This window comes from Bacteroides stercorirosoris (genome assembly GCF_900142015.1).
Taxonomy (GTDB): domain Bacteria; phylum Bacteroidota; class Bacteroidia; order Bacteroidales; family Bacteroidaceae; genus Bacteroides; species Bacteroides stercorirosoris.
The window spans coordinates 1-22,066 of the sequence record NZ_FQZN01000048.1; the positions used below are offsets into that span (position 1 = coordinate 1).

15 protein-coding genes and 2 pseudogenes are annotated in these 22,066 nt (G+C 44.1%); 5 read left to right on the top strand and 12 right to left on the bottom strand.

The features are described from left to right. Positions 1–708: 708 nt before the first annotated feature. The 3 genes and pseudogenes from BUC01_RS22800 to BUC01_RS22810 all read right to left on the bottom strand — a co-directional run bounded on the left by BUC01_RS22800 (position 709) and on the right by BUC01_RS22810 (position 4,696). Positions 709–2,049 (bottom strand): annotated as a pseudogene (locus BUC01_RS22800) (VapE domain-containing protein). A gap of 506 nt (positions 2,050–2,555) precedes the next feature. Beyond that, the gene (locus BUC01_RS22805; protein WP_025835939.1) at positions 2,556–3,248 is read right to left on the bottom strand and encodes an SGNH/GDSL hydrolase family protein; all 693 of its coding nucleotides are present in this window, start codon (positions 3,246–3,248) and stop codon (positions 2,556–2,558) included. A gap of 113 nt (positions 3,249–3,361) precedes the next feature. Then, a complete protein-coding gene (locus BUC01_RS22810) occupies positions 3,362–4,696 on the bottom strand; it encodes an MATE family efflux transporter (protein ID WP_073314982.1) in 1,335 nt (444 codons plus the stop codon). 123 nt (positions 4,697–4,819) lie between these two features. On the opposite strand from BUC01_RS22810, the gene BUC01_RS22815 reads away from it, so the two are divergent. Beyond that, positions 4,820–5,755, top strand: a complete 936-nt coding sequence (locus tag BUC01_RS22815) for a DUF5106 domain-containing protein (protein WP_025835938.1) — start codon at positions 4,820–4,822, stop codon at positions 5,753–5,755. A gap of 130 nt (positions 5,756–5,885) precedes the next feature. Here BUC01_RS22815 and BUC01_RS22820 read toward each other — a convergent pair whose 3' ends face one another. The 3 genes from BUC01_RS22820 to BUC01_RS22830 all read right to left on the bottom strand — a co-directional run bounded on the left by BUC01_RS22820 (position 5,886) and on the right by BUC01_RS22830 (position 11,869). Beyond that, a complete protein-coding gene (locus BUC01_RS22820) occupies positions 5,886–7,250 on the bottom strand; it encodes an efflux transporter outer membrane subunit (RefSeq protein ID WP_025835937.1) in 1,365 nt (454 codons plus the stop codon). Positions 7,251–7,513: 263 nt separating this feature from the next. Further along, positions 7,514–10,708, bottom strand: a complete 3,195-nt coding sequence (locus BUC01_RS22825; protein ID WP_073314984.1) for an efflux RND transporter permease subunit — start codon at positions 10,706–10,708, stop codon at positions 7,514–7,516. 3 nt (positions 10,709–10,711) lie between these two features. Next, entirely contained in the window at positions 10,712–11,869 is a 1,158-nt protein-coding gene (locus tag BUC01_RS22830) for an efflux RND transporter periplasmic adaptor subunit (RefSeq protein WP_025835587.1), read from the bottom strand. Between the two features lie 178 nt (positions 11,870–12,047). Here BUC01_RS22830 and BUC01_RS22835 point away from each other — a divergent pair, with 178 nt between their 5' ends. After that, a complete protein-coding gene (locus BUC01_RS22835; RefSeq protein WP_025835585.1) occupies positions 12,048–12,884 on the top strand; it encodes a helix-turn-helix domain-containing protein in 837 nt (278 codons plus the stop codon). 181 nt (positions 12,885–13,065) lie between these two features. On the opposite strand, the gene BUC01_RS25630 is transcribed toward BUC01_RS22835, so the two are convergent. The 4 genes and pseudogenes from BUC01_RS25630 to BUC01_RS22850 form a co-directional block, all read right to left on the bottom strand. Continuing rightward, on the bottom strand, positions 13,066–13,158 hold the full coding sequence (locus tag BUC01_RS25630) for a smalltalk protein (RefSeq protein WP_021967149.1): 93 nt from the start codon (positions 13,156–13,158) through the stop codon (positions 13,066–13,068). A 63-nt stretch (positions 13,159–13,221) separates the two neighbouring features. Next, complete coding sequence (locus BUC01_RS22840) at positions 13,222–13,710, bottom strand: HU family DNA-binding protein (RefSeq protein WP_025835583.1); 489 nt, start codon at positions 13,708–13,710, stop codon at positions 13,222–13,224. Positions 13,711–14,284: 574 nt separating this feature from the next. Continuing rightward, positions 14,285–15,172 (bottom strand): annotated as a pseudogene (locus BUC01_RS22845) (PDDEXK nuclease domain-containing protein); the annotation flags it as partial. A gap of 746 nt (positions 15,173–15,918) precedes the next feature. Continuing rightward, positions 15,919–16,953 (bottom strand): hypothetical protein, encoded by a 1,035-nt coding sequence (locus tag BUC01_RS22850; protein WP_025835579.1) that lies wholly within the window; start codon positions 16,951–16,953, stop codon positions 15,919–15,921. A 402-nt stretch (positions 16,954–17,355) separates the two neighbouring features. Between BUC01_RS22850 and BUC01_RS22855 the strand changes: the two genes are divergently transcribed. Together BUC01_RS22855 and BUC01_RS22860 are read left to right on the top strand one after the other, a co-directional pair. After that, the gene (locus BUC01_RS22855; protein WP_073314986.1) at positions 17,356–18,498 is read left to right on the top strand and encodes an OmpA family protein; all 1,143 of its coding nucleotides are present in this window, start codon (positions 17,356–17,358) and stop codon (positions 18,496–18,498) included. 120 nt (positions 18,499–18,618) lie between these two features. Beyond that, positions 18,619–19,842 carry an NAD(P)/FAD-dependent oxidoreductase gene (locus tag BUC01_RS22860; protein WP_025835577.1) on the top strand — a complete coding sequence of 408 codons (1,224 nt, stop codon included), beginning with the start codon at positions 18,619–18,621 and terminating at the stop codon, positions 19,840–19,842. Positions 19,843–20,089: 247 nt separating this feature from the next. On the opposite strand, the gene BUC01_RS22865 is transcribed toward BUC01_RS22860, so the two are convergent. Both BUC01_RS22865 and BUC01_RS22870 read right to left on the bottom strand, forming a co-directional pair. Beyond that, positions 20,090–20,296, bottom strand: a complete 207-nt coding sequence (locus BUC01_RS22865; RefSeq protein WP_007665878.1) for a hypothetical protein — start codon at positions 20,294–20,296, stop codon at positions 20,090–20,092. Positions 20,297–20,359: 63 nt separating this feature from the next. Further along, the gene (locus BUC01_RS22870; protein ID WP_034524767.1) at positions 20,360–20,710 is read right to left on the bottom strand and encodes a YtxH domain-containing protein; all 351 of its coding nucleotides are present in this window, start codon (positions 20,708–20,710) and stop codon (positions 20,360–20,362) included. 682 nt (positions 20,711–21,392) lie between these two features. On the opposite strand from BUC01_RS22870, the gene BUC01_RS22875 reads away from it, so the two are divergent. Continuing rightward, positions 21,393–21,908 carry an outer membrane protein gene (locus BUC01_RS22875; RefSeq protein WP_007665883.1) on the top strand — a complete coding sequence of 172 codons (516 nt, stop codon included), beginning with the start codon at positions 21,393–21,395 and terminating at the stop codon, positions 21,906–21,908. Positions 21,909–22,066 lie beyond the last annotated feature (158 nt).

The window sequence follows — 22,066 nt, forward strand, 5'->3', positions numbered from 1 at the left end:
CGGTTTCTTAATCAGTAAATCAATCATCGATTGCATTCCTTTCGGAAAGCGGGTGCAAAGGTAAGAACTTTATCACATAACTTCCAAATGTTTTCGGAAGTTTTTTTTCTTTTTTCTTTTCGACTGCCGTATTCTTGGTTGGAATAAGGGCAAAAGGAAAGAAAAACGTTAGGGTTCTTACGCCGTTTCTGTCAGAATGTCAATTGCAAGGCTTACCATCTCTTGGAAAGCGGATGCAAAAGTAGTGGATATATCCATTCACTCCAAATATATCTGACACTTTTTCGCAGGTTTTTTGAAACAATTTGGTAACTCGTTGATTGATAAGGATGTTGTAGAACATATTTTTCAGGGAGGGCGTGGACGGGCACAAAGCACTATACATAATTATATATGCGTGCGCGTACGAAAGGTAGAAAAGAGCAAATTACCCATATTCCACGAAGAAATGGCAGTCTACGAGCCTAAAAGTAGCGAATGAAAAAAGAATGCGAAGCCCTAAAAGAAGAACTTCACATTCGCAAGATGAAAAAAAGGATTGAAAAAGAAACAGTATATATTGGTCAGATGAGGTATTTATTTTTTTTCCGCTGAGTGCGCACATAGTTTTGTTCCAGCAAATCATCATTAAGAATCAATGAGTAAACGGCCTTATTATTGTATGCTTCCTCCCCCTTCCACACCACTGAAACGGTTTATTCATCGGCATTAACGGATGGAAGGGGTTGTAGATAGGGAAACAACTGAATAATAATTACCATAACGGCTGCGCGAACGAGGAAATCCCAATGGAGCCAGCTGTTGCGCAAATGCATTCGGATTTATTCCCCGCATGGCTGCTGGGTTCTGCTTCTTCAAGACCTTAAAAATGTCGGCAGCCGAAAGATGCAGCACCACTCCATTCTGATCTTCAGCAGTGGAAGGACGAAAACAGGAATGAAGAAGTTCTTCCATCAAATTGCAACGCTGGAATGCCCGATTATGTTCCTGCAACTCACATTCTTCCTCTGCCGTAAACCAATAACGGGCACCGGTCAGAAGTTCTTGCTTCAACTGGGCATAGATTTGTTTATGTTCGATATGGGAACAGTCTATCTTGCCTTTTACCTCAATGCAGAGAAAACGCCGACTTCCGGTAGGGTCGGCAAGCAGATCGAAACGATTACTTGTACCAATGAAAGAGGCGATGCGCGGCAGGTTGCGATAGTTCCGCTGATAGGCTTTACAGAGGTTCAAATCTGCCATCTGCATCAGATTCTTCAGCAAAGGCATTTTCGAAGCCGAGTATTTGTCGAACTCGTCAAGGTTCAGCAGTCCCATTTCCGACATCTTACGGGTGACGTTCCCTTTCGAAGTTAGTTCCACTTCGTCAGAATAGTAGCGGGACAGGCAATCGGGCATCAGGCATTTGCAAAAAGTGGATTTCAAAAACCCCTGTTTCGCACTGACAAGAACGGGGGCCACACTATTGGCATGCTTCCCCGTTATCCCCAGCCATTGGGCGGTGAGGGCCAATAGCCATATATGAAAATCTTTCAGCCATAGCGGGTCGGGAGAAACACGACGGGCAAGCGCTTCGAGGCGGTCGATGCCATCTCAAACGGGAAGTTCATCCATGTAAAGGTGAAAAGGATGATAGCCGGGAACACAGGTGGAATAAAGGTAACGGCTGATATCCTTGTCCCAACAGGCAATGCCGTGTGCATGGGCTTCAAGGCAAAGGGTGTTCAACTCCCGCTTCCCAACAGGAGAAAAGCCCTCTCCTACTTTGCCTGCCGGGCGGTATTCGGTTTCTTCCGTCAGCAGATTGTAGCGGAAATCATAAGCGGATTGCAGAAAACGGTTCACGTGGTCTGTCAAACTGACCGGAACAGGCTTGATTAAAGCGGCCGACACTGTTTTTACCTGTTGCGTTGTGGCGGGTACGTTTTGCTCCGGGAGCATTTCCTTTTGCGCCGGGAGCATTTCCGGCCGATTTTCCGGTGGTTGTTTTTCGTCCTTCCAGTTTTCTAAAAGGTGGGTGATGAATTGAATGATTTTTGTCTTCATAATTTTACTATTTATTAGTGATTAATGCACGAATTTACTACACGGGAAGGGCGGTTTACAAGCATTTAGAAGAAATAATTATCATTTTACACCTTTAGAGAGGAGTGGCTTTATTTACGTCTTTATTACTAAGAGATGGCGTGTTAAAAGGGGAGTGTTATGAAAGACCGACTGGAGTCATTCGAGTGAATAACCAGAGTTGTTCATTTGAACAACTCCAGTCGGCTGAACGAACAACTCCAGTGGGTCTTTTATAAGAGTTAGGCTAAAGTTTGCTATCTTTATAGATAAAGGGGGACATTACGCTATCATTTATAGAACGTCGTATCTGACGGAAACCTAAATTTAAAACATCGTGGAGCAGACACAATTGACGGGTGCCCCGAAGCGAAACTTCATCGGAGTGAACAGGGACAAATAATAACCGTAGACAGTCCTTCCACACGTTAAGGCCGATGAACAAAGGGATAGAAGGAGGTGGAAGGGGATATGATAATAGAAGTTCTTTATTTTGACGCGCCTTCTACCACCTGCCAAACTTGTTCACAGATGCTCTTCATTCCCTTTATAGAAGGATGCCCCCATTGTTTCTCGATATCATGCAAACAAATATTGGTTACTCCGTAATGGCGGCAGATTTCCGCCATCGAACCAGTCACTTCATCAGAGAGTCCGGTGTTTGTGATATTATAGATTTTAGTATCCGGATAGTGCTTCGTCAGATAATCCATCAGCCGACAAAAGGCCGGACGGAAATTATAAAGGTCCGCTTTGCTCCAACCGGCATATTGATAGTTGCCGATGGGGGCTTTTGCCCAACTGTCGTTAGTGCCGCCAAAAACCAGAAGGATATCGGGATTGCCCAGATCATCCATGCGGGTGACGAAAGAACGGTCTGAATAATCCGCTTTTTCATAGCCGGTATGGCAAACGGTAGAGCCGGAATAAGAATTATTACGTTCCAACCGGTAGCCGTGCTCATTGACGAAAATGTACCACCACGTCTCCTCTACCCGCTGCACATCATTTTCTTTCTTGTCTCCGGGCACACCATACCAACAAAGATTCGTATCGGGGGTGACATAACCATAATACGTGGAGTATGAATCTCCAAGAATAGATACCTTCTTTTGCGCAAAAGCTCCTGATACGAAACTGGACAGGAGTGCGACAAGCAATATTAGAGAATTACGTTTCATATTAAAATACACTTTTACTACCACCTTAATAATTCAATCGCAAACACGACATACAAATATATCGAAAATAATTCATCAAGATATCTTTTTCCGTAAATACAGACATATCTACACTAAACTTTCTTTCTGCACAACAGAATAATGATTGTAGTAGTGAAATCTCCCGCTGTAACGGCAAGCCAAATCCCCGTCACTCCCATCCATGCAGGCAACACGAAAAAGAACAGCACCGGCAGCACACCCCGCAACAAGGTGAGCCTCATCGCACGATTTATCCGTTCGATACTGGTGTAATATCCGATAGCGATGACATTGATTCCGAAGAAAATATAATCGACGGCAAACAGGGGAAGACCGGCAACTGCATACTGCCAGGCATGACTTTCCCTGTCCGGCAAGAACAGCGAAACAATGTCTCCGGAGAAATACACGAACAGTCCGCTTATCATCAAAGCAAAAATAACGGCAGAGGTCACTGATAAGCGCAATGCCTTATTGGAACGCGCAATCTGTCCGCAGCCATAATTATAGCTGATAATGGGTTGTGCCGACTGAACCATCGCATTGAACACCATGAAAATAATGGGGAACAGATAGCAGACGATACTATAAGCTGCTACTCCGTCGGTTCCCAAGTGACTCATAAACACGTAATTGCCCGCAATAGCCATTACGGCAATGGTGACTTCGCTCAAACAGGATGACACGCCGAGTTTCAGCATATACCACGTATTCCTCAGTGTCAGCCGGATGCTCTTGACGCTCACCTTCAAACGGGCAAACCGGATAGCCACAGACGGACGGAACAAATAAATCAGCAACATGAAGGTTCCGACCAACTCGCCCAGGTCGGTAGCAATGGCAGCACCGAAAAGTCCCCATCTGAAAATGAAGATGAAAATATAATCGAGCAGGATGTTGACAAACGTAGCCGCCAGCATGGCCCACATGGCAAAGTTTGGGTTCGTCAGGCGCACAAAGAAAGGCAGCGCCACCAGCAACACCGTGGACGGAATGGATATGGAGAACCAGAACAGATATTCCGCCGCCAGTTCCGTCAGATGCCCCTCGGCTCCCAACAAGGTTACTGCCGTTTCCGGAAAGACAGTCAGCAATATCCCCATGGCAACACTGACAATCGTCAGCATGACTACCGCCTGTGTAACGTTGATATTAGCTATCAGCCGCTTGCCACGCGAGAGGTTGATGGATGCGAGAATGCCTCCCCCCATACCAAACATCAGCCCCAGCCCGGCGGCAATCATAAAAACAGGTGCCGCGATATTCACTGCCGCAATCGCATCGCTGCCTATTCCACGTCCCACGAATATCCCATCGACCACGGTAAACAACGCGGATGACACCATACCCAACAACGTGGGGAAGAGTTGTTTTGTATACAACTTGCCCACACTCATGTTCCTGAAATCCAGATTATCCCTTTGCATATCTCATTGTTTTTAAAAAAGCGGGGCAAAGGTAGGACTCATAAAATTGCTGATACTTAACAAATGGTAATTAAAGCAATTTCTTTATCTTTGTGCTTTAGAATATTATAAATCAACCGGATTATGAAAACTTATCTCAACATTTTCTTTCTGTTCCTGATTCTCTGCACTGCATGCGGAAGTCGTAAAGCATCTGACAATCAGACAGAAGACATAAAAAGTGACAGCACAAAGATATTTGCCCTGCCCGTCATACCAGCTTTGCTGAATACTCCTGAATCGCGCGCAGATTATCTGGTGCGCCACTACTGGGAAAATGTGGATTTCGCTGATACCACCTATCTCGACCATCGGGAAGTGATGGAACAGGCGTGGGTGGATTATATCGACATTATGAAACTCGTGCCGGAGGAGACTGCTATCAGTGCCATCAAACAGATGTATAAGGATGCGGGAAAGAAGAAAAAGGTTTTCTTCTACTTTACGGATTTAGCCGAAAAATACCTGTACGACCCGAACTCGCCCATGCGGAACGAAGAACTTTATATTCCGGTGCTGGATGCCATGCTGGAAAGCACCGTGCTGGATGATACGGAGAAGATACTTCCGAAAGGACGCCGGGAGCTGGCAGAACAGAACCGCCCGGGAAGACAGGCGGAAGATTTCACCTACACGCTGGTATCGGGAAAGAGCGGTACGCTATACGGAGTAAAGGCAAACTACACGCTGTTGTTCATCAACAATCCGGGATGCCATGCCTGCGAGGAAGGCATTAAGGAGTTGAAGCAAGCCCCTGCCATCAACAAGGAATTTGAAGCTGGAAACTTAAAGATATTGTCTGTTTATCCGGATGAAGATAAAGAGGAATGGGAAAGACATCTGTCCGATTTCCCGAAGGAGTGGATAAACGGGTATGATAAGAAATTAATGATTAAGGAAAAGAACCTGTATGATTTGAAAGCAATACCTACTTTGTATTTGCTGGATAAGAATAAGAAGGTGTTGCTGAAAGATGCGGTTGTGGGACAGATAGAACAGTATCTGCAACAGCGGCAATAACGTTAAAATCCCCTTTCGCCACTTTCACCGGGGTTATGAAATCCGGAAAAAAGGAGCAAAAGGGGATGGAGAAACGAGAGAAGAGAGAGTATGTAACTATAGGTCCCGGATTCCACTCCGGGACTTTCTTTTATTCCCTACCACCGCCCAAGGCCTGATAGAGATTAATAATTCCCTGTATTTCATCGAACCGGTCGGCTATCTGCGTCAGTTGGGCAGAGAGCAGGGATTGTTGTGCGGTAAGTACTTCCAGATAGGTGGAATTACCATGCCTCATCAATAACTGGGTGCTGCGCACGGCGGTTTCCAGAGAAGTGATTTGCCCGTCGCGCAGCTCCGTCTTATCACGGGCCACCTGCACCTGCATCAGTGCATTGTTCACTTCGCTACCTGCATTCAGCAGGGCTTGCTGGAACGAAAGTTTAGCTTCTTCCTGTTGGGCTTTGGCTATTTTCAGTTGCGCCATGTTCAGACCTTTATTGAATAAAGGTTGCGTCAGCGAGCCGACAGCAGACAACAATAGTTTTCCGGGATTGATAATCATGCTTCCGGCAGAGTTGGTCCAGCCCGCCGTGCCACTCAGTGTGATGGACGGATAGAATGCCGAACGGGCGGAGTTGGTGCTATAAAAAGCCTGCGCCAGCGAGAGTTCCGCACTCTTCACATCGGGACGGCGGGAAAGCAACTGCAAAGGCACGCCGACAGCAAGCTCTTGCGGAAAGTCCTGTCCCTCCAGTTTTCCCCGGTCAATGGCATCGGGCACATCGCCCAACAGAATGGAAAGGGAGTTCTCCACTTCACGAATCTGCTGCTTGATGTCGAGCAAAGAAGCCTCTACCATGTAGCAGTTTGCTTCGGTCTGGGCTACTCCCGCCTCATCCGTCATGCCCGCCGCTTTCATGGCGCGCATGGTCTTCACGCTTTCGCGCCATTTCACGGCGGTTTCGGCAGAGACGTTGTATTGGGCATCGAGCATTAATAAGGTATAATACATATTGGCAACATTGGCTATCAGCGATGTGGTGACGGCTTGTTCATACTCCAGACTTTGAAGATAGAGAGCTTTCGCACGACGTTTCGCATTGGTCAGTTTGCCGAAGATATCAATCTCCCAACTGGCGGATGCAATGCCGGTGTACGTCCAGGAGCCTTTGGATTTATCGAAGCTGCTGACACCACCTTGCGGAGTCAGCATAAACGAAGGCAGGTACGCCAAGCGGGCGGAAGAAAGAGTGGCTTCCGCCTCCTTGATGCGCCAGTGAGCGGACTGCAAGTCGGTGTTGCCTTGCAGCGCGTGCTCGATGAGAGATTGCAGTTGCGGGTCAGTGAACAACTCCCGCCAGGAGAGGGAGGCGATAGAGGTGGTGTCTTCCACTTCTACATCCTGCCCGTAAAGTCCGTCGGTCTTGACTTCGGGACGTTCATATTTGGTATAGATGCCGCAACTGCTCAATAGTAAGGCTGCGACAGCTAAAGTGATGATTTGTTTCTTCATTATTTATATTGTTTATATGTTTAATTCGTTAGAAAATGATAATTTATCGGCGAGGGAATGGGTACGCGGACTACGCGGATAAGGCGGACTTTAATCTTTTAGACGCGGATGACACGGATGACGCGGATTTTTAAAGCTGCGCTATACATACCGGCATATCACACCGAAGGAAAAAAGAATCCGCGTCATCCGTGTCATCCGTGTCTGAAAGATTACTTGCACGCCGAAGGAGAACCTTGCTCCAGCGCTACGCTGGTAAATTATCATTTATGTGATTCCTCTATTTCTTTCTTACTCACTTCCATCTCCTCCTCAATCTGCCAATCTTTGGTCGGCATGGATTGCGCCGGACGAAGACGTTCCTGCAACCACTGGAAGGTGACAAACAGAGCCGGAACGATGAAAAGCAACGCCAGTGTACCGATAGTCATACCACCTACTACACCCGTACCCAACGAACGGTTACCGTTAGCACCTACTCCGGTAGCTACCACCAGCGGGAACAGACCGAAGATCATGGTGAGTGCCGTCATCAAGATAGGACGAAGACGGGCTTTAGCCGCACTGACTGCGGAAGCAATCAATCCCATACCCGCCTTTCGGCGTTCAGCAGCGTACTCCGTCAACAAAATGGCTGTCTTGGCAAGCAAACCTATCAACATAATCAAACCTGTTTGCAGATAAATATTATTCTCCAATCCCGCCATCTTAGCGAACAGGAAAGTACCCATCAACCCCACCGGAACCGCCAGAATCACCGCAAACGGAACAATGAAACTTTCATAAAGCGCACTCAGAATCAGGTAAATCATCAGAATACAGATAGCGAAGATAATCACCGTCGTACCGCTTTGCTGGTTTTCCTCACGTGTGATACCACCGAAATCGTAACCGTAACCTTTCGGCAGACTTATCTCCGCCGTTTCTTTCACGGCACGGATAGCATCCCCCGTACTATATCCCTCGGCAGGCATGGCATTCACCGCAATGGAGTTATACATATTGAAACGGCTCAGCGTCTCGGCGCCATACGTACGCGTCAGCGTAACGAACTGGCTCAACGGAGCCATCTCACCATTTGCCATGCGCACAAAAGCGTTATCCAATGAACTTTCATCCATACGATACTGCGGGTCGGCCTGAATCATCACCTTATATACTTTAGAGAAACGGTTGAAGTTGGACACATACTGTCCGCCGTAGTAGCCCGACAGCGTAGAGAGCACTGCATCGGAAGTGATGCCGGCACGCTTGCACTTGGCAGCGTCCACCTCTACCATCCACTGCGGATAGCGCACGTCGAAAGTAGAATAGGCCATAGAGATTTCGGGACGCTGGTTCAAGGCACCCAGATATTGCTGGGTGGTCTGGAAGAATGTATTCACATCCGTACCCAACTTATCCTGCACATTCAGGTCGAGAGCGTTACCCATACCGTAACCCGGAATCATACCCGGAGCAATGGCGAATACCGTAGCATCCTTGATGTCTGCCGTGCGAGCATAAATCTGTCCGATGACCGCCTGCACCTGGTCTTCTTTCTTCGTTCGTTCATCCCAGGGTTTCAGTTTCACTACAATCATACCGAACGAGTTTCCCTGTCCGGACAACAAGCCGTAACCGGTCACCTTCTGAATATGCAGTTTCTGCGGCATACCTTCCAGGCGTTCCTCAATACGGAGCATAATCTCGTCCGTCGTCTTCAGAGAACTACCCGGAGCCGTGCTTACATTGACAAACAGTACCCCTTGGTCTTCATCAGGCACGAGACTGGTCTTCGTAGAGTTCATCAGAACCACCAGCAACACCACCGAGCAAGCCAGCAACGACCACGACAGCCAGCGGCGTTTGATAAAGAACAGCACCGCACCTTTATACTTCTCAACCACCACATCAAAAGCCGCATTGAATGCCCTGCGGAAACGTGCAGCGAAATTATTCTTCTGTGTGCCGTCTTCATTAATATAAGGTCTCAGCAACAGGGCGCAAAGTGCCGGACTCAGCGTCAAAGCGTTAACGGCCGAGATACCTACGGCAACCGCCATCGTCAATCCGAACTGGGTGTAGAACGTACCGGACGTGCCACTCATGAACGACACCGGAATAAACACCGCCATAAATACCAGCGAAGAGGTGATAACCGCATTACTGATACCTTTCATTGCGTCGATACTTGCCATATAAGAAGACTTATACCCTACGTCGAAACGCGACTGCACCGCCTCGACGACGACTATGGCATCATCCACCACCGTACCAATCACGAGCACCAGGGCGAACAGCGTTATCAGGTTGATACTGAATCCTGCCACTGCCATGAAAGCAAACGTACCAATCAGCGAAACCACGATACCCACCAGCGGAATCAGTGTGGAACGGATGTCCTGCAAGAAGACATACACCACCAGGATAACGAGGATGATAGCCTCAATCAACGTCTTCACCACCTCATGGATAGAAGCGAAAAGGAAGTCGTTGGAGCTCATCATCTGCGTGAGTTCTATACCTTTCGGCAAGTCCTTGCGCACTTCATCCAGCAATTTGTCGATGTTCTGGTTCACTTCCGTTGCATTGGAACCGGCCGTCTGGAACACCATGCAGGACACGCCGTTATGTCCGTCCATGCCGCCTTTGTAGGCGTAGCTGTCCTTACCCAGCTCGATGTCCGCTATATCTTTCAGTTTCAGCACTTCGCCGTCTTCCGTAGAGCGGATAACGATTTCACCGAATTCCTCCGGCGTGATGAGACGGCCTTTATACTTCATGGTATACTGGTAAGTCTCGTCCGAGTTCTCACCGAACGAACCGGTAGCCGACTCGATGTTCTGCTCGGCAAGCACTGCCGATACATCCGACGGAATCAGTTTGTATTGCGCCATCACATCGGGTTTCATCCAGACGCGCATACTGTAGTCACCACCCATAATCATCATATCACCCACACCTGAAATACGGAGTATCTGCGGTTTCAGGTTGATGCTGATATAGTTGGACAGGAAGTTTTCGTCGTAAGAGTCGTCGGGACTGTGCAGCGAAAACATCTGCAAAATACTGGTCTGGCGTTTCATGGTCGTCACACCCACCTGGGTAACTTCCACCGGGAGCTGTCCCGTAGCTTTGGACACACGGTTCTGCACGTTGACCGCCGCCATATCGGGGTCAGTGCCCTGCTGGAAATAAACGGTGATGGAAACCGTACCGGCATTGGTGGCGCTGGAAGTCATATAAGTCATGTTCTCCACACCGTTGATAGCTTCTTCCAGCGGTGCGATAACGCTCTTCTGCAATGTTTCCGCACTGGCACCGAAATAATTGGTGCTTACCATGACGGTAGGCGGGGCAATATCGGGATATTGTTCTACGGGCAGGGTAAACAGCCCGATGATGCCCAGGATGACAATCGTAATAGATATGACTGCCGAAAGTACCGGGCGTTCAATAAATGTTCTTAAATTCATGGATTAATCCTCCTTTGTTTGTTGATTAGCAGTTGGCTGTACGGCTGAAGATGCTGATTTAGGCTGTATCGGCGTACCTTCACGCAGCAAGCCCACTCCTTCGGCCACGATGATATCCCCCACACTCAAACCGTTATCTACTATATATTCTTTTCCTCCGTTCACACGGGTCACATCTACTGGAGCAGACTGTGCTTTGCCGTCTATCACCTTAAATACAAACACTTTATCCTGCAACTCATAAGTGGCCGCTTGCGGAATAACGATACAATTCCGTTTTTGAACAGGGACTACCACATTGCCCGAACCTCCACTCTGCAACAATCCGTCCTTATTGGGGAATACGGCACGCAGGCTGACGGTTCCGGTCGATGTATCTATCACACCGCTGATGGTCTCTATCTTTCCCTGCGAGGAGTACGTCGACTTATCATTCAGGATCAGTGAAATAGAAGGCATTTCTTCGAGCGCCTTGTTTTTGGAACCATAGCGGCGGGTCATATCCAGCAACTGGTTTTCCGTCATCGAGAAGTACACGTACATATCGGAATTATCGGAAACCGTAGTCAACGGTTTAGGCAAACTGGCACTCACCAAAGCACCCACACGATAAGGCAAAGTACCTACAACCCCGTCGGCAGGGCTTTTCACTTCGGTATACGAGAGGTTATTGGCAGCACTCACACGCTGCGCTTCCGTCTGCGCCAACTGCGCCTTTGCTGTCAACAGGTTATTGTAAGACGTCTGCAAGTCGAACTCCGAAATTACGTTCTGTGCAAACAATTCTTTCTTACTATCATACGTCAGTTGCGCGGTAGCCACACTTGCGCGGGCTGCTTCCACATTGGCCTCGGCAGTCTGCAAAGCAGCACGGTAAGGCACTTGATCGATGATGAACAGCACTTGCCCCTTACGGACGGACTGCCCCTCTTCCACACAAAGCTTAGTCAGGAAACCGGATACCTGCGGATAAATGTCGATGTCTTGTCGTCCACGGATACTCGCTGAGTAGGTAGTTTGCAATTCTCTGTCGGAAGTCGTGATTCCCATCACTTCATACTCTGAATTGGTCTGCACGGTGGGAGCCTGTCCGCATGCTGCCAATGTCACACTACAGATGAGCGTCATCATCTGCTTTGTCAATCTCTTCTTTGTTATCATACTACAATCTTTAAATGAAAAAACTTCTTTTTCTAAATGTCGGCGGCAAAGGTATACCGTTTTTGAACAATAACTTGTTTCATTTGTCGCACTCCATTGTTCATTTTCGGAACAGGCCACTTAACGTTTGAAAAAGATATCCTACCTTTGTACCATCAAAATTCTCAAAAAGACAAGTATGAATCCATTATTAACTACCAAAGCAGAAACATTCAGAGCCGGAGAGGACGATCTGGACTTTTACCGCAACCGCCTCATCAAACTGACCAACGGTGCACTCCTGTATTGTACCAAAGGGGAAGCGGATTTTAGTATAGATTTAGAGGAATATCACATCGTTCCCAATACGAACGTAATGTTGCTGCCCGGTTCCATTCTTTCATTGAAATCGGCCACTAAGGATTTCCGGGTACATTACTTCGCTTATTCGGGCGAAATGATAAAAGTTGCCTGCTTCCGTCTGGACCCGGCTTTCATGCATTTCATGAAAGAAAATGCGTGCTATACCCATACGGATCCCGAAGCGATAAGGACCATCACGGGACTGATAGGTGCAAGCGCCGCCGTCTATGGCGACAAGGAAAACAGGTTTCAAGAAAGCATTGCCCAGAACCTGCTTCAGATATTCTTTCTGGATACTTATGATAAGGTGCAGCGGTACTTCACCAAAGAACAACTGGAAGGGAGCAACCGGAAAGGGCAATTATTCAAGAAGTTCATCCACCTGGTACATACGCACTGCACCAACCAGCGGGATGTGGCCTTCTATGCCGAACAACTCTGCATTTCCACGCGCTATCTCTCAGCCATCACCAGGAAAGCAGGCAATATTTCCGCCAAAGAAATCATTGATGAATTCCTGATGCTGGAAATTAAAGTGGCACTGCAATCCACCAACCTGTCGCTAAAAGAGATAGCCGACCGCTATAATTTCCCCGACCAGTCGTTCTTCGGACGATATTTTAAAAAGCATACGGGAATGTCGCCTAAGGAGTATAGGATGACGAGGGGATAAAGAGGAAATGCTGGAGATTGATCCATAACGGTATAGAAAAAAGCAAACCAATTACCATTATATCGGTAATTTGACCGATAAATACTAATTATCGGTATATATACCGATAAATAAAAAGGAAAATGTCAAAATTCAGACACTTCCCTTCCTCTCATTCTATTCAGACTTCACGTCCTCGTCATCATTTCATCGCACCGCCTCCCAGTGCTCCCAGTGCGGCCGAAACAATAGCCATCACCACTTTCAGGATTTTCTTCCAAACAGACTTCTTCATAAATACAATCGTTTAATTATTAATTCTTTAATTGTTAATTTCCAACGTCTTCGGCTTTAAACCCTATCCCAGTGGATTTTCTTCTATTCCTCCGTCACCTGACGACGAGCCGCCTTCTTCGGTCGGAAGTTCATCATTGATGCGGTCCACATCCTTGAGGCTAAGTCCTTCGGAGCGGGTGCTTCCGTTAGCCGTAATACGGATTTCCTTATTGGCACGAAAACAGACGCGCAAACCGGTGATATCATTCGCCGTAAACGCTTCTGCCGTCTCCGTACCCTTGCTACGGGCGGCAAGATAAAAATATCCCAGTCCGTCAATGTTTACCGACCGCCCCCAAAGTAACTCTTCTTTCAACTCCGTGCGAAAATCTTTCAGCACAGAGTTCACCACACCTTCACTCACACCGGAAAGTCGACTAATCTTTTTCGCAATCTGTTTCAGATCCATCGCCACACCATATTTATAGGTGATTACCGGATAGACCTTCTTTGCTGATTTCTTGTCCAGCGGATTCAGGAACCGCCAAACCTTCTTGTACAAAATACTCATAGTTTTTCTACTCTTTAAATTAAATAAATCATGTTCAAAATCTCTTCGCTAACGTTAACGTTGCAAAGATGCGGCAACTTCAATAAAGCTCAAATGAACACTTACTATGGCATTTCAAACCTATATTTTACCTCGTATAATAGGCCACACACCTTGTAGAAATGGGTCATCATTTACCCATATACACCATATCGTAAATTTACCCACAAAAAAGGAAGAAAACGCGGTAGTATATCCGGAGAATTCAATGACCGTCTTTATAAATATTCTTTTATCTACATCGAAAACTGATAAATCATTTTACGACATACTCTCTCGGGTCATACACTTAGGGTACACATTCCTGTATACGACTGAGACACCCTAAGTATACAACTGAAATAGAGCACACATAATACACTAATAATTAACTAATTACACTTCAGCGCTCAAATAATGGAAAAATCAAACTAATTAAGGAATAGTCATATCACTCATTTCTGTAGTGTTTTAAATTAGGTACGCGGACAAATCGGCATTTATTATATTCTAAATCTGAATAAACAATTTTTCTTATCAATCATGGTATCCAAATTTATTCTACAAATTTATTTAGCTCCTCTTCAACTTCTTCAACTGTAGGTAATTTACTTTTCAGATTTTCAGGAAGTAATTCACTAACATTAAACTCGATCACTCCAATCGGCGACGAAATATTCTGCAATGCATATTCTACTTCAATCCTATCCTTATCCCGACAGAACAACATTCCTATAGTAGGATTGTCATATTCTCCCCTTAGAGTGTTATTGATGAGGTTCTGATAAAAATTTAGCTGTCCCAAATGTTCCGGCTTGAAATTACCATTCTTCAACTCTATAACGACATAAGCCCGTAACGGAATATGATAAAACAATAAATCGCAAAAATATTCTTTGTTGTTCAGACTCAAACAATATTGCTCCCCTACAAATGCAAAGCCTTTACCCTGTTCAAGAAGAAACTGGGTGATATGTGTGACGAGTTGTTTTTCAATATCTCGCTCCCTTGCTTTTTGAGATACAGACACAAAATCAAACCAATACGGGTCTTTTACTACTTCCTGCGCCATATCTGCTGTTAGGGCTGGCAAGGTCTGCGAGAAATTTGTTTGTCCTTGTCCGTAATGCTCATAGAATTGCTGCTTCAACTGATTCTCTAAAACACTTCTACTCCAACCATTAGATAAGGTTTGATGTGCATAAAACAATGCTTCTTCTATGTTTTGGGCTTTACTAATTATCACCTTTTGATGTCCCCAAGGTATATCAAAGATAATTCTATAGTTATCAGCCACTTGTAATTGTCCCTCAGCTTGGGGGACAATTGCATTATTGGATGAAATGTGTATTCTTTCTGCGTAGAATTCATAAAAATTCTTACTATAGTATAGATTCTGACGGGAAAAGCCCTGCATATTAGGAAACTCATTGCGCAAGTCTACTGCCACTCTATATATTCGCTATCTATTGAGCTTATAGGATCATCCTTCATATAACAATGTTTTCTGCAAAGGTGAACAAATAAATATATGATAGTCTGTTTTTGAAGAACATTATCCGCAAGTATATTCCAGTTAAACAGAATACAGATTTATGATTGCAAAATCACGAAATATTATTTAAGTAGCATGGATTAATTTATTGAAATCCACCTTAGAATTATATTATTCTTTATTCGGATAAGCGGAATTAGGAACCAAAATGCATTTGCAAAAGAAAATCAGATGATAAAGGTATTGATTGAGCGTTCTTTCTTGTCGGATATATTAAAACGTCAATATTGGCTGTCCATGGATTATAAACAGAAGATGTTAGTATGGTGATTTCAAAAAACGGTATTTACTCATCAAGGCGTTTCTTTAACGCAACACACCGGAAATTCCATGTACTCTCCATGAAGTACCATTGGTGCAAAATACTTCCGTGAAGTACTTAAGAAATATTACAATGTAAGCCCAAGCAAATTTAATAAATTTGCCAGAAGATTGATGGATAATAAAAATCCCACCAACCTACCCCCAGTGCCTTGACCAGTTCATTCCTCCTCAGTTCTAATCTTTCCGGTTTTCCTGGCTGGAACGATGTACAAGACATACCGGGATTTTTTTTAAGGAGTAGTCTAGCCAAGACACATAGGGATAATTCAGATAAGACTATAAGAGATATTCTGCCTAATTCTTTCCAATTATCAGATATCGACTCTTTCCTGTGTTTTTCTGCTACCATAAGCACCAGTGGCGCAACACAATACAGCCCCGAACAAAATAGCGAAGAATGAAATCAGGGCAGACCGCGCGGCTGCGTCCGTTACTTTATCAGCAGCCACCAGCGCTTTATGTTTGATCTCTTTCCATTCTTGTACGGCTTTCTGCAAATTTGCTTCCAAGTTGTCCATCTGTTTTCCTGCTTCTATACGTGCATTATCTATCAGATTCATATACTGTTCGACTGTCTTATCCGCTTCCGCCTTAGACATATTAGTATTGTTAGCTATAGCCTTAGCCAAATCATTCCGGTCTATATTTTGGCTAAGATTTTCCGCACGTTGTTTCAAACGTTCCAAAAAATCATTAACCGCCTCGTCCGTATCCTGAGGAGAAGCAACAATTGTCTTGACGGATTTGCTTAAGTCATCTTTTACCTCCTCCAATTGCTTCTTGAGATAGTCCGGGTGTAATTCTTTCACATTGCTCTTGACAAGTGCAGCACGTATATTCTGTGGTATGTTTTCTTCTTTCAGAGTTGCATTGAAATCAATCTTTCCAAATACTTCTTCCGCTTCTTCAGACAATGCAGAAATACCACTTCCGACAGCGTTACCTGTTCCGGACAAGACACTGCCCGTAACTGATGAAACAGCCCCAAGTGCATTTGCAGTCATTTTTACCGCACCAGCTGCCAAAAAAACACCTAATACGACGGCAACAATCAGTGTGGTAGCCCAAACTAAAAATCCATGTATCATTCCATCCATACCGGCCAGTTTTCCAGCAACAAAACCACCTGCAGCCATGCCAGTAATCAGAATGACGGCGGAACCAATCCCTACAGCAGTACCTATGCCTGAAGCCGGATGTCCAGACAAAGGATCAAACATAAACAATCCGATACTTGAATTTAGAATAGACAACAACACGGATATTGCCAATACAGTCATGACACCGCCAAAAACACTGCCCCAGGACACTCTGCCCTTCAGTTCTGCGAAACTTAATTTTTTCATAATTGTCAGATTTTTAATTAATACTATGATTTGTATCTCTATAAAAAAACAGTATTGAAAGAATAGTTGTTTGATAAATATTTGTCATTTAAACAGACATTTGTGTTAAAAAACGCATGTATATATAAAGTTGTATTTGATGCCGTTATATATAAATCCAAGAATTTGCACCTTATATATCTATGATGTACTTTCACTGCCAATACAAGCTTCTGGCACCATCCGACTTCTTAAATAGATGTTAAATACATTTCTATTTTTCGAACCATCCTTTTTAACGGGCTGTTTTTTAAACAAAGGTTATGACAAAGTAATTCATTAGATTATGCACAGTCATAACTACACAACAGACAGTACAACGTGTGTGACATATTTATTGTATTACTATTAATTTATTTAATTATGAAAAAATCTATCTTTGTTTTAGCACTAAGCATGAGTATTCTTACCGTGCATGCGCAAAATGACCGTACGGCCCTTGAAGGCACACGCCCTAGTGACAACTGGTCTATTGAACTGAAAGCTGGTGCTGTAACCCCTTTGACTCACAGCTCCTTCTTAAAAAATGCCCGACCGGCCTTCGGATTCGGAATCGGAAAACAACTTACTCCTATATTCGGTCTAGGTATTCAAGGTATGGGATATGTAAATACCTCAGCCAGCAAAACTGCATTTGATGCTTCCGAAGTGAGCTTACTCGGTAAAGTCAACCTGATGAATCTCTTTGGAGGTTATATGGGCGAACCACGCATTTTTGAAATCGAGACTCTGACAGGTATCGGCTGGCTACATTACTATCAGAATGGCCCCGGTGATACAAATTCCTGGTCTACACGCCTTGGTCTAAACTTGAACTTCAACCTAGGTGAGGAAAAAGCATGGACACTCGGTATCAAACCAGCTATCGTATATGATATGCAAGGAGACTTCAGCAAAACTAAAAGCCGTTTCAACGCCAACAATGCCACTTTTGAACTGACTGCCGGACTGACCTACCATTTCATGTGTAGCAACGGCTCACATCATTTCACAACAGTGAAGCCTTACGACCCAGTAGAAGTAGGCGAGCTAAATGATGCAGTCAACCGTCTGCGATCACAACTGAGCGACAAGGACATGCAACTGAGCAATGCCGTACAACAGGCCAACAACTTACAAAAGGAGCTGGCAGATTGCAGAACCCAAGCTGCCAACATAGAAACCGTGGTAAAAACCAACCGCATTCCAGAATCCATCATCACCTTCAGACAAGGAAAGTCCGTGGTTGATGCTTCCCAACTGCCTAATGTGGAACGTGTAGCCATTTACATGAAAAAACATCCCGAAGCAAAAGTCGTCATCAAAGGATATGCCTCTCCCGAAGGTAACCTCGCTTTCAATGAGAAACTGGCAAAAGCACGTGCTCAAGCTGTGAAGTCTATACTTGTAAAAAAATACAAGATTAACGACACCCGCATTACCGCCGAAGGACAAGGAATCGGTGATATGTTCTCCGAACCGGACTGGAACCGTGTCAGCATCTGTACTATCGAAGAGAGCAGATAACCTATTACCGTAAACGGAAAGCAAATTCCAATAAAACTGCTTTCCTATATCTCACCGCCCCCTCACTTCCTTCTTGTTTCTCAGCAAGAAGAAAGTAAGGGGGAATTAACAAAATATATTATGGACTTACATTCAGGTTTACCCTATTGGATCGTCAGAAATTCTCTACTGGACTATTTCCACCCTTTGGAAGATGATCTGTCAACAGATATCGTCATCGTAGGTTCGGGTATAACAGGCGCTTTGATGGCGCACGAATTGTGTCGTGCCGGAATAGAATGTTGTGTGATTGATAAACGCAGCATCGCAACTGGAAGCTCTGCTGCAAGTACCGCTTTACTGCAATATGAAATAGACGTACCCCTCTGCCGGATGGCAAAAATCATCAGCGAAGAAAACGCCACAACTGCCTATCATGCATGCCTGCAATCCATTTCTGATATAAAGAAAGTACTAAAAGAAACGGGTGTCGATGCCGGATTTGAGCAATTATCCAGTGTCTTTTATGCCAGCAGCTCAGCAGACAACAAACTTCTGGAACAAGAATACGAAATACGGCAAAAGCATGAATTGCCGGTCAATCTGCTCAAGAAACAAGAAATCAGAAAACGATATAAGGTGAAAGTGCCCGGCAATGCCCTGGTGAATGAAACATCCGCACAGATGGATGCCTACAGAGCTGCAACCGGACTGCTCACCTATCATATGAAGGAGAACGGTTTGAAGGTCTTTACCCATACCAACATAAAGAAGTGTACCGAAACATCTGATGGCTGTATCATGATAACAGACAAAGGAAATAAAATTAAGTGCGGATATGTAATCATAGCCACCGGATTTGAGGCTGGACAATTCCTTCCCCAGAAAATTATGGATTTGACTTCTACTTATGCACTCATATCACATCCGGTAGCTCCCGAATATCTCTGGCCGGAACATTGCCTGATCTGGGAAACAGCCGATCCATATCTTTATATCCGTACCACCGACGGAAACCGTATTATTGTAGGTGGTGAGGATGAAAAGTTCAGCGATCCAGAACACCGTGACTCACTACTCAGAAAGAAAATCCGTATCTTGGAGAGAAAAATCAGAAAACTATTCCCCGATATCCCTTTCAAAACGGAAATGGCATGGTGCGGTACCTTCAGTAGCACCAAAGACGGGCTACCTTTCATCGGCAATTGGCCCGGCAAGGAACGAATATTTTTCGATCTGGGATATGGCGGAAACGGAATCACTTTCAGCATGATCGGAGCGCAAATAATTTGTCATAAGCTGCAAGATATTAAAGATGAACGTAGTCACGTTTTCGGCTATGATAGAATCGAAAAATATTGGTAAGACAGACAAGAAGAAAATACCTCTCTCTGTGCATTCTTTTAGGTACGGATTTCACGGTTTTAATTTACCCCGCGTAATCCGTACCTAAAATATTATCATAATGACAAGTCTCATATACTTTTGACATTACCTTTGTATACTCCTATACAAACATCCCAAAACAAAAATAAATCGGTCACTTCTATCAACCAACACATTTTTATTTTGGGATATTCCTATCTATTCAGCATAAACAGCTATGTGACCATCAATACCTTTCAAGACCGGTGCCCAGCCACTGTGCCATACGAGGCTTACCATAAAAGTAATAGAACAACAATCCTACCCAACTGGTCAAAACTACCAGGATAATGGCTATTAACCTTCTTTCCGCCGGCGCATGAATACGCCATATCTCTAGAGCAGCTTTGATAGTTAAGACCAATCCTATAATCCATATTACAAATCCAATCATAATTCTTCTTTATATAAGATATTACTACTAACAGAATGATATATAAAAAAATCAATTAAGTTTTCACTTGCTTCTTTTTTTTACATCTTCATACCCTTCCTTTATTTCTGTCTTGGCCTTTTCAGCTCCTTGTTTGACATCTTTCTTCGCACCTTTCAATGCGTCCTTTACAGCATCAGCGCCATCTTGAACTTTATCGGCTGCCTTATCCACTACAACTTTTCCGGTATCCGCCACTTTTTCCTTAGCTTCATCTAACAGGTCTTCCGTCTGACCGGTTATCTTATGAAAAGCGTTAAATACTTTTTCCTTCAATTTCTTGGCTTTTGAAGTACGTGAGAAACGATAAGCCAGAGTACCGATGACCGTACCTATTCCCAGGCCGATCCATAAACTAGAATTTCTATTTTCCATAATTAAGTTGGTTTTAAACGATTAAAATAATTAAAGTTCAATTTTCTTTCTGTTATAAGTCCCGATAATAATGTACCATAAAAAATACATAAACTATTTTTTAAAGTAACACACTCAGTTCTGAAATTTACATGTAAATATATAGATAGATATATCATCCGCTTATTTCCAACATAAAGGCATATCCTGCGATCCTTTATTTTATTATCACTTTACCTACCTGCGGGAACTTGAAAAGAAATAAACGATTGCCCCGATGACAGAACTGGCTATTAGCCTGATCCGCAAATCAAAACTTAGACTTTTCATGGCTGTAGATTTTAATAATGAAACAATCCTGATATTTTATCCTTTCGTAACAATGCAGGTTCAGTCAGTTACGACAATGTAATATACCACTTGCTCCTTTCTCTACAAACTGGCAATTCAAATGTAACCAACTTTAATCCCTGCCATATACTAAAAACACAGCATTAAAAAAAATGGTTCGGGGCATAAAAACGGAATTAACATCATTTTTTGCTTTATAAAAAATTGAGAAAAGCGCTCGTATCTTAACATCAAAAATCTTTGTATATGTAACAATATATAGCAAACAAATGTAAGCAAACGTTTGTTATTTCCATTAAAAGGAGATCATTCTTCTTTTAAATAAATATTTTATTAACTAAATGCCTTAATTATGAAAAAATTATTCTTGCTGGCCATGATTGCATTGGCATCTGTGGGCATAAATGCCCAAACAGTTAAAGGTGAAGGCTCTTTGATGGGCAACATCGGTTATCAAACGAACTATGAGAGGTTCGGTTTGGGAGTACAAGGACGTTACGCGATAGCGAATAATCTCCGGATTGCTCCGGATGTAACTTTCTATTTTCCTAAAGACAAGATTACCGGATTGGATGTGAGCGTGAATTTCCATTATGTATTCAATTTCAAGAAAGACGGTCAGGGATTTTCCGTATACCCTCTTGCAGGCATCGGCATGCAAAATAATTTCTATGGGAAAAAGAGTATGGAAGTAGACGGTAAAGAAATAGAAATAGACCGAAGCAACTCCACCAAATTCGCCTTTAATCTGGGAGGGGGTATTACACTACCTATCTCCGAACGTAGTTATCTGAATGCCGAGGCTAGGTTTATGTTTGCCAAGGATGACAATGTAGCTATCATGCTGGGATATGGGTACAGATTCTAATGAACTACCCCAAAAAGTTTGACAGTAAATTGTTTACTCATTTGAGAAAGAGTCCGATATTGCATTGGGCTCTTTCTCTTTTACCCCAAAAAGAAATTCTTAACCACGGTATTATTTAGATGATTACTTTTACGGGGGTATACTTTGTATGACATGAT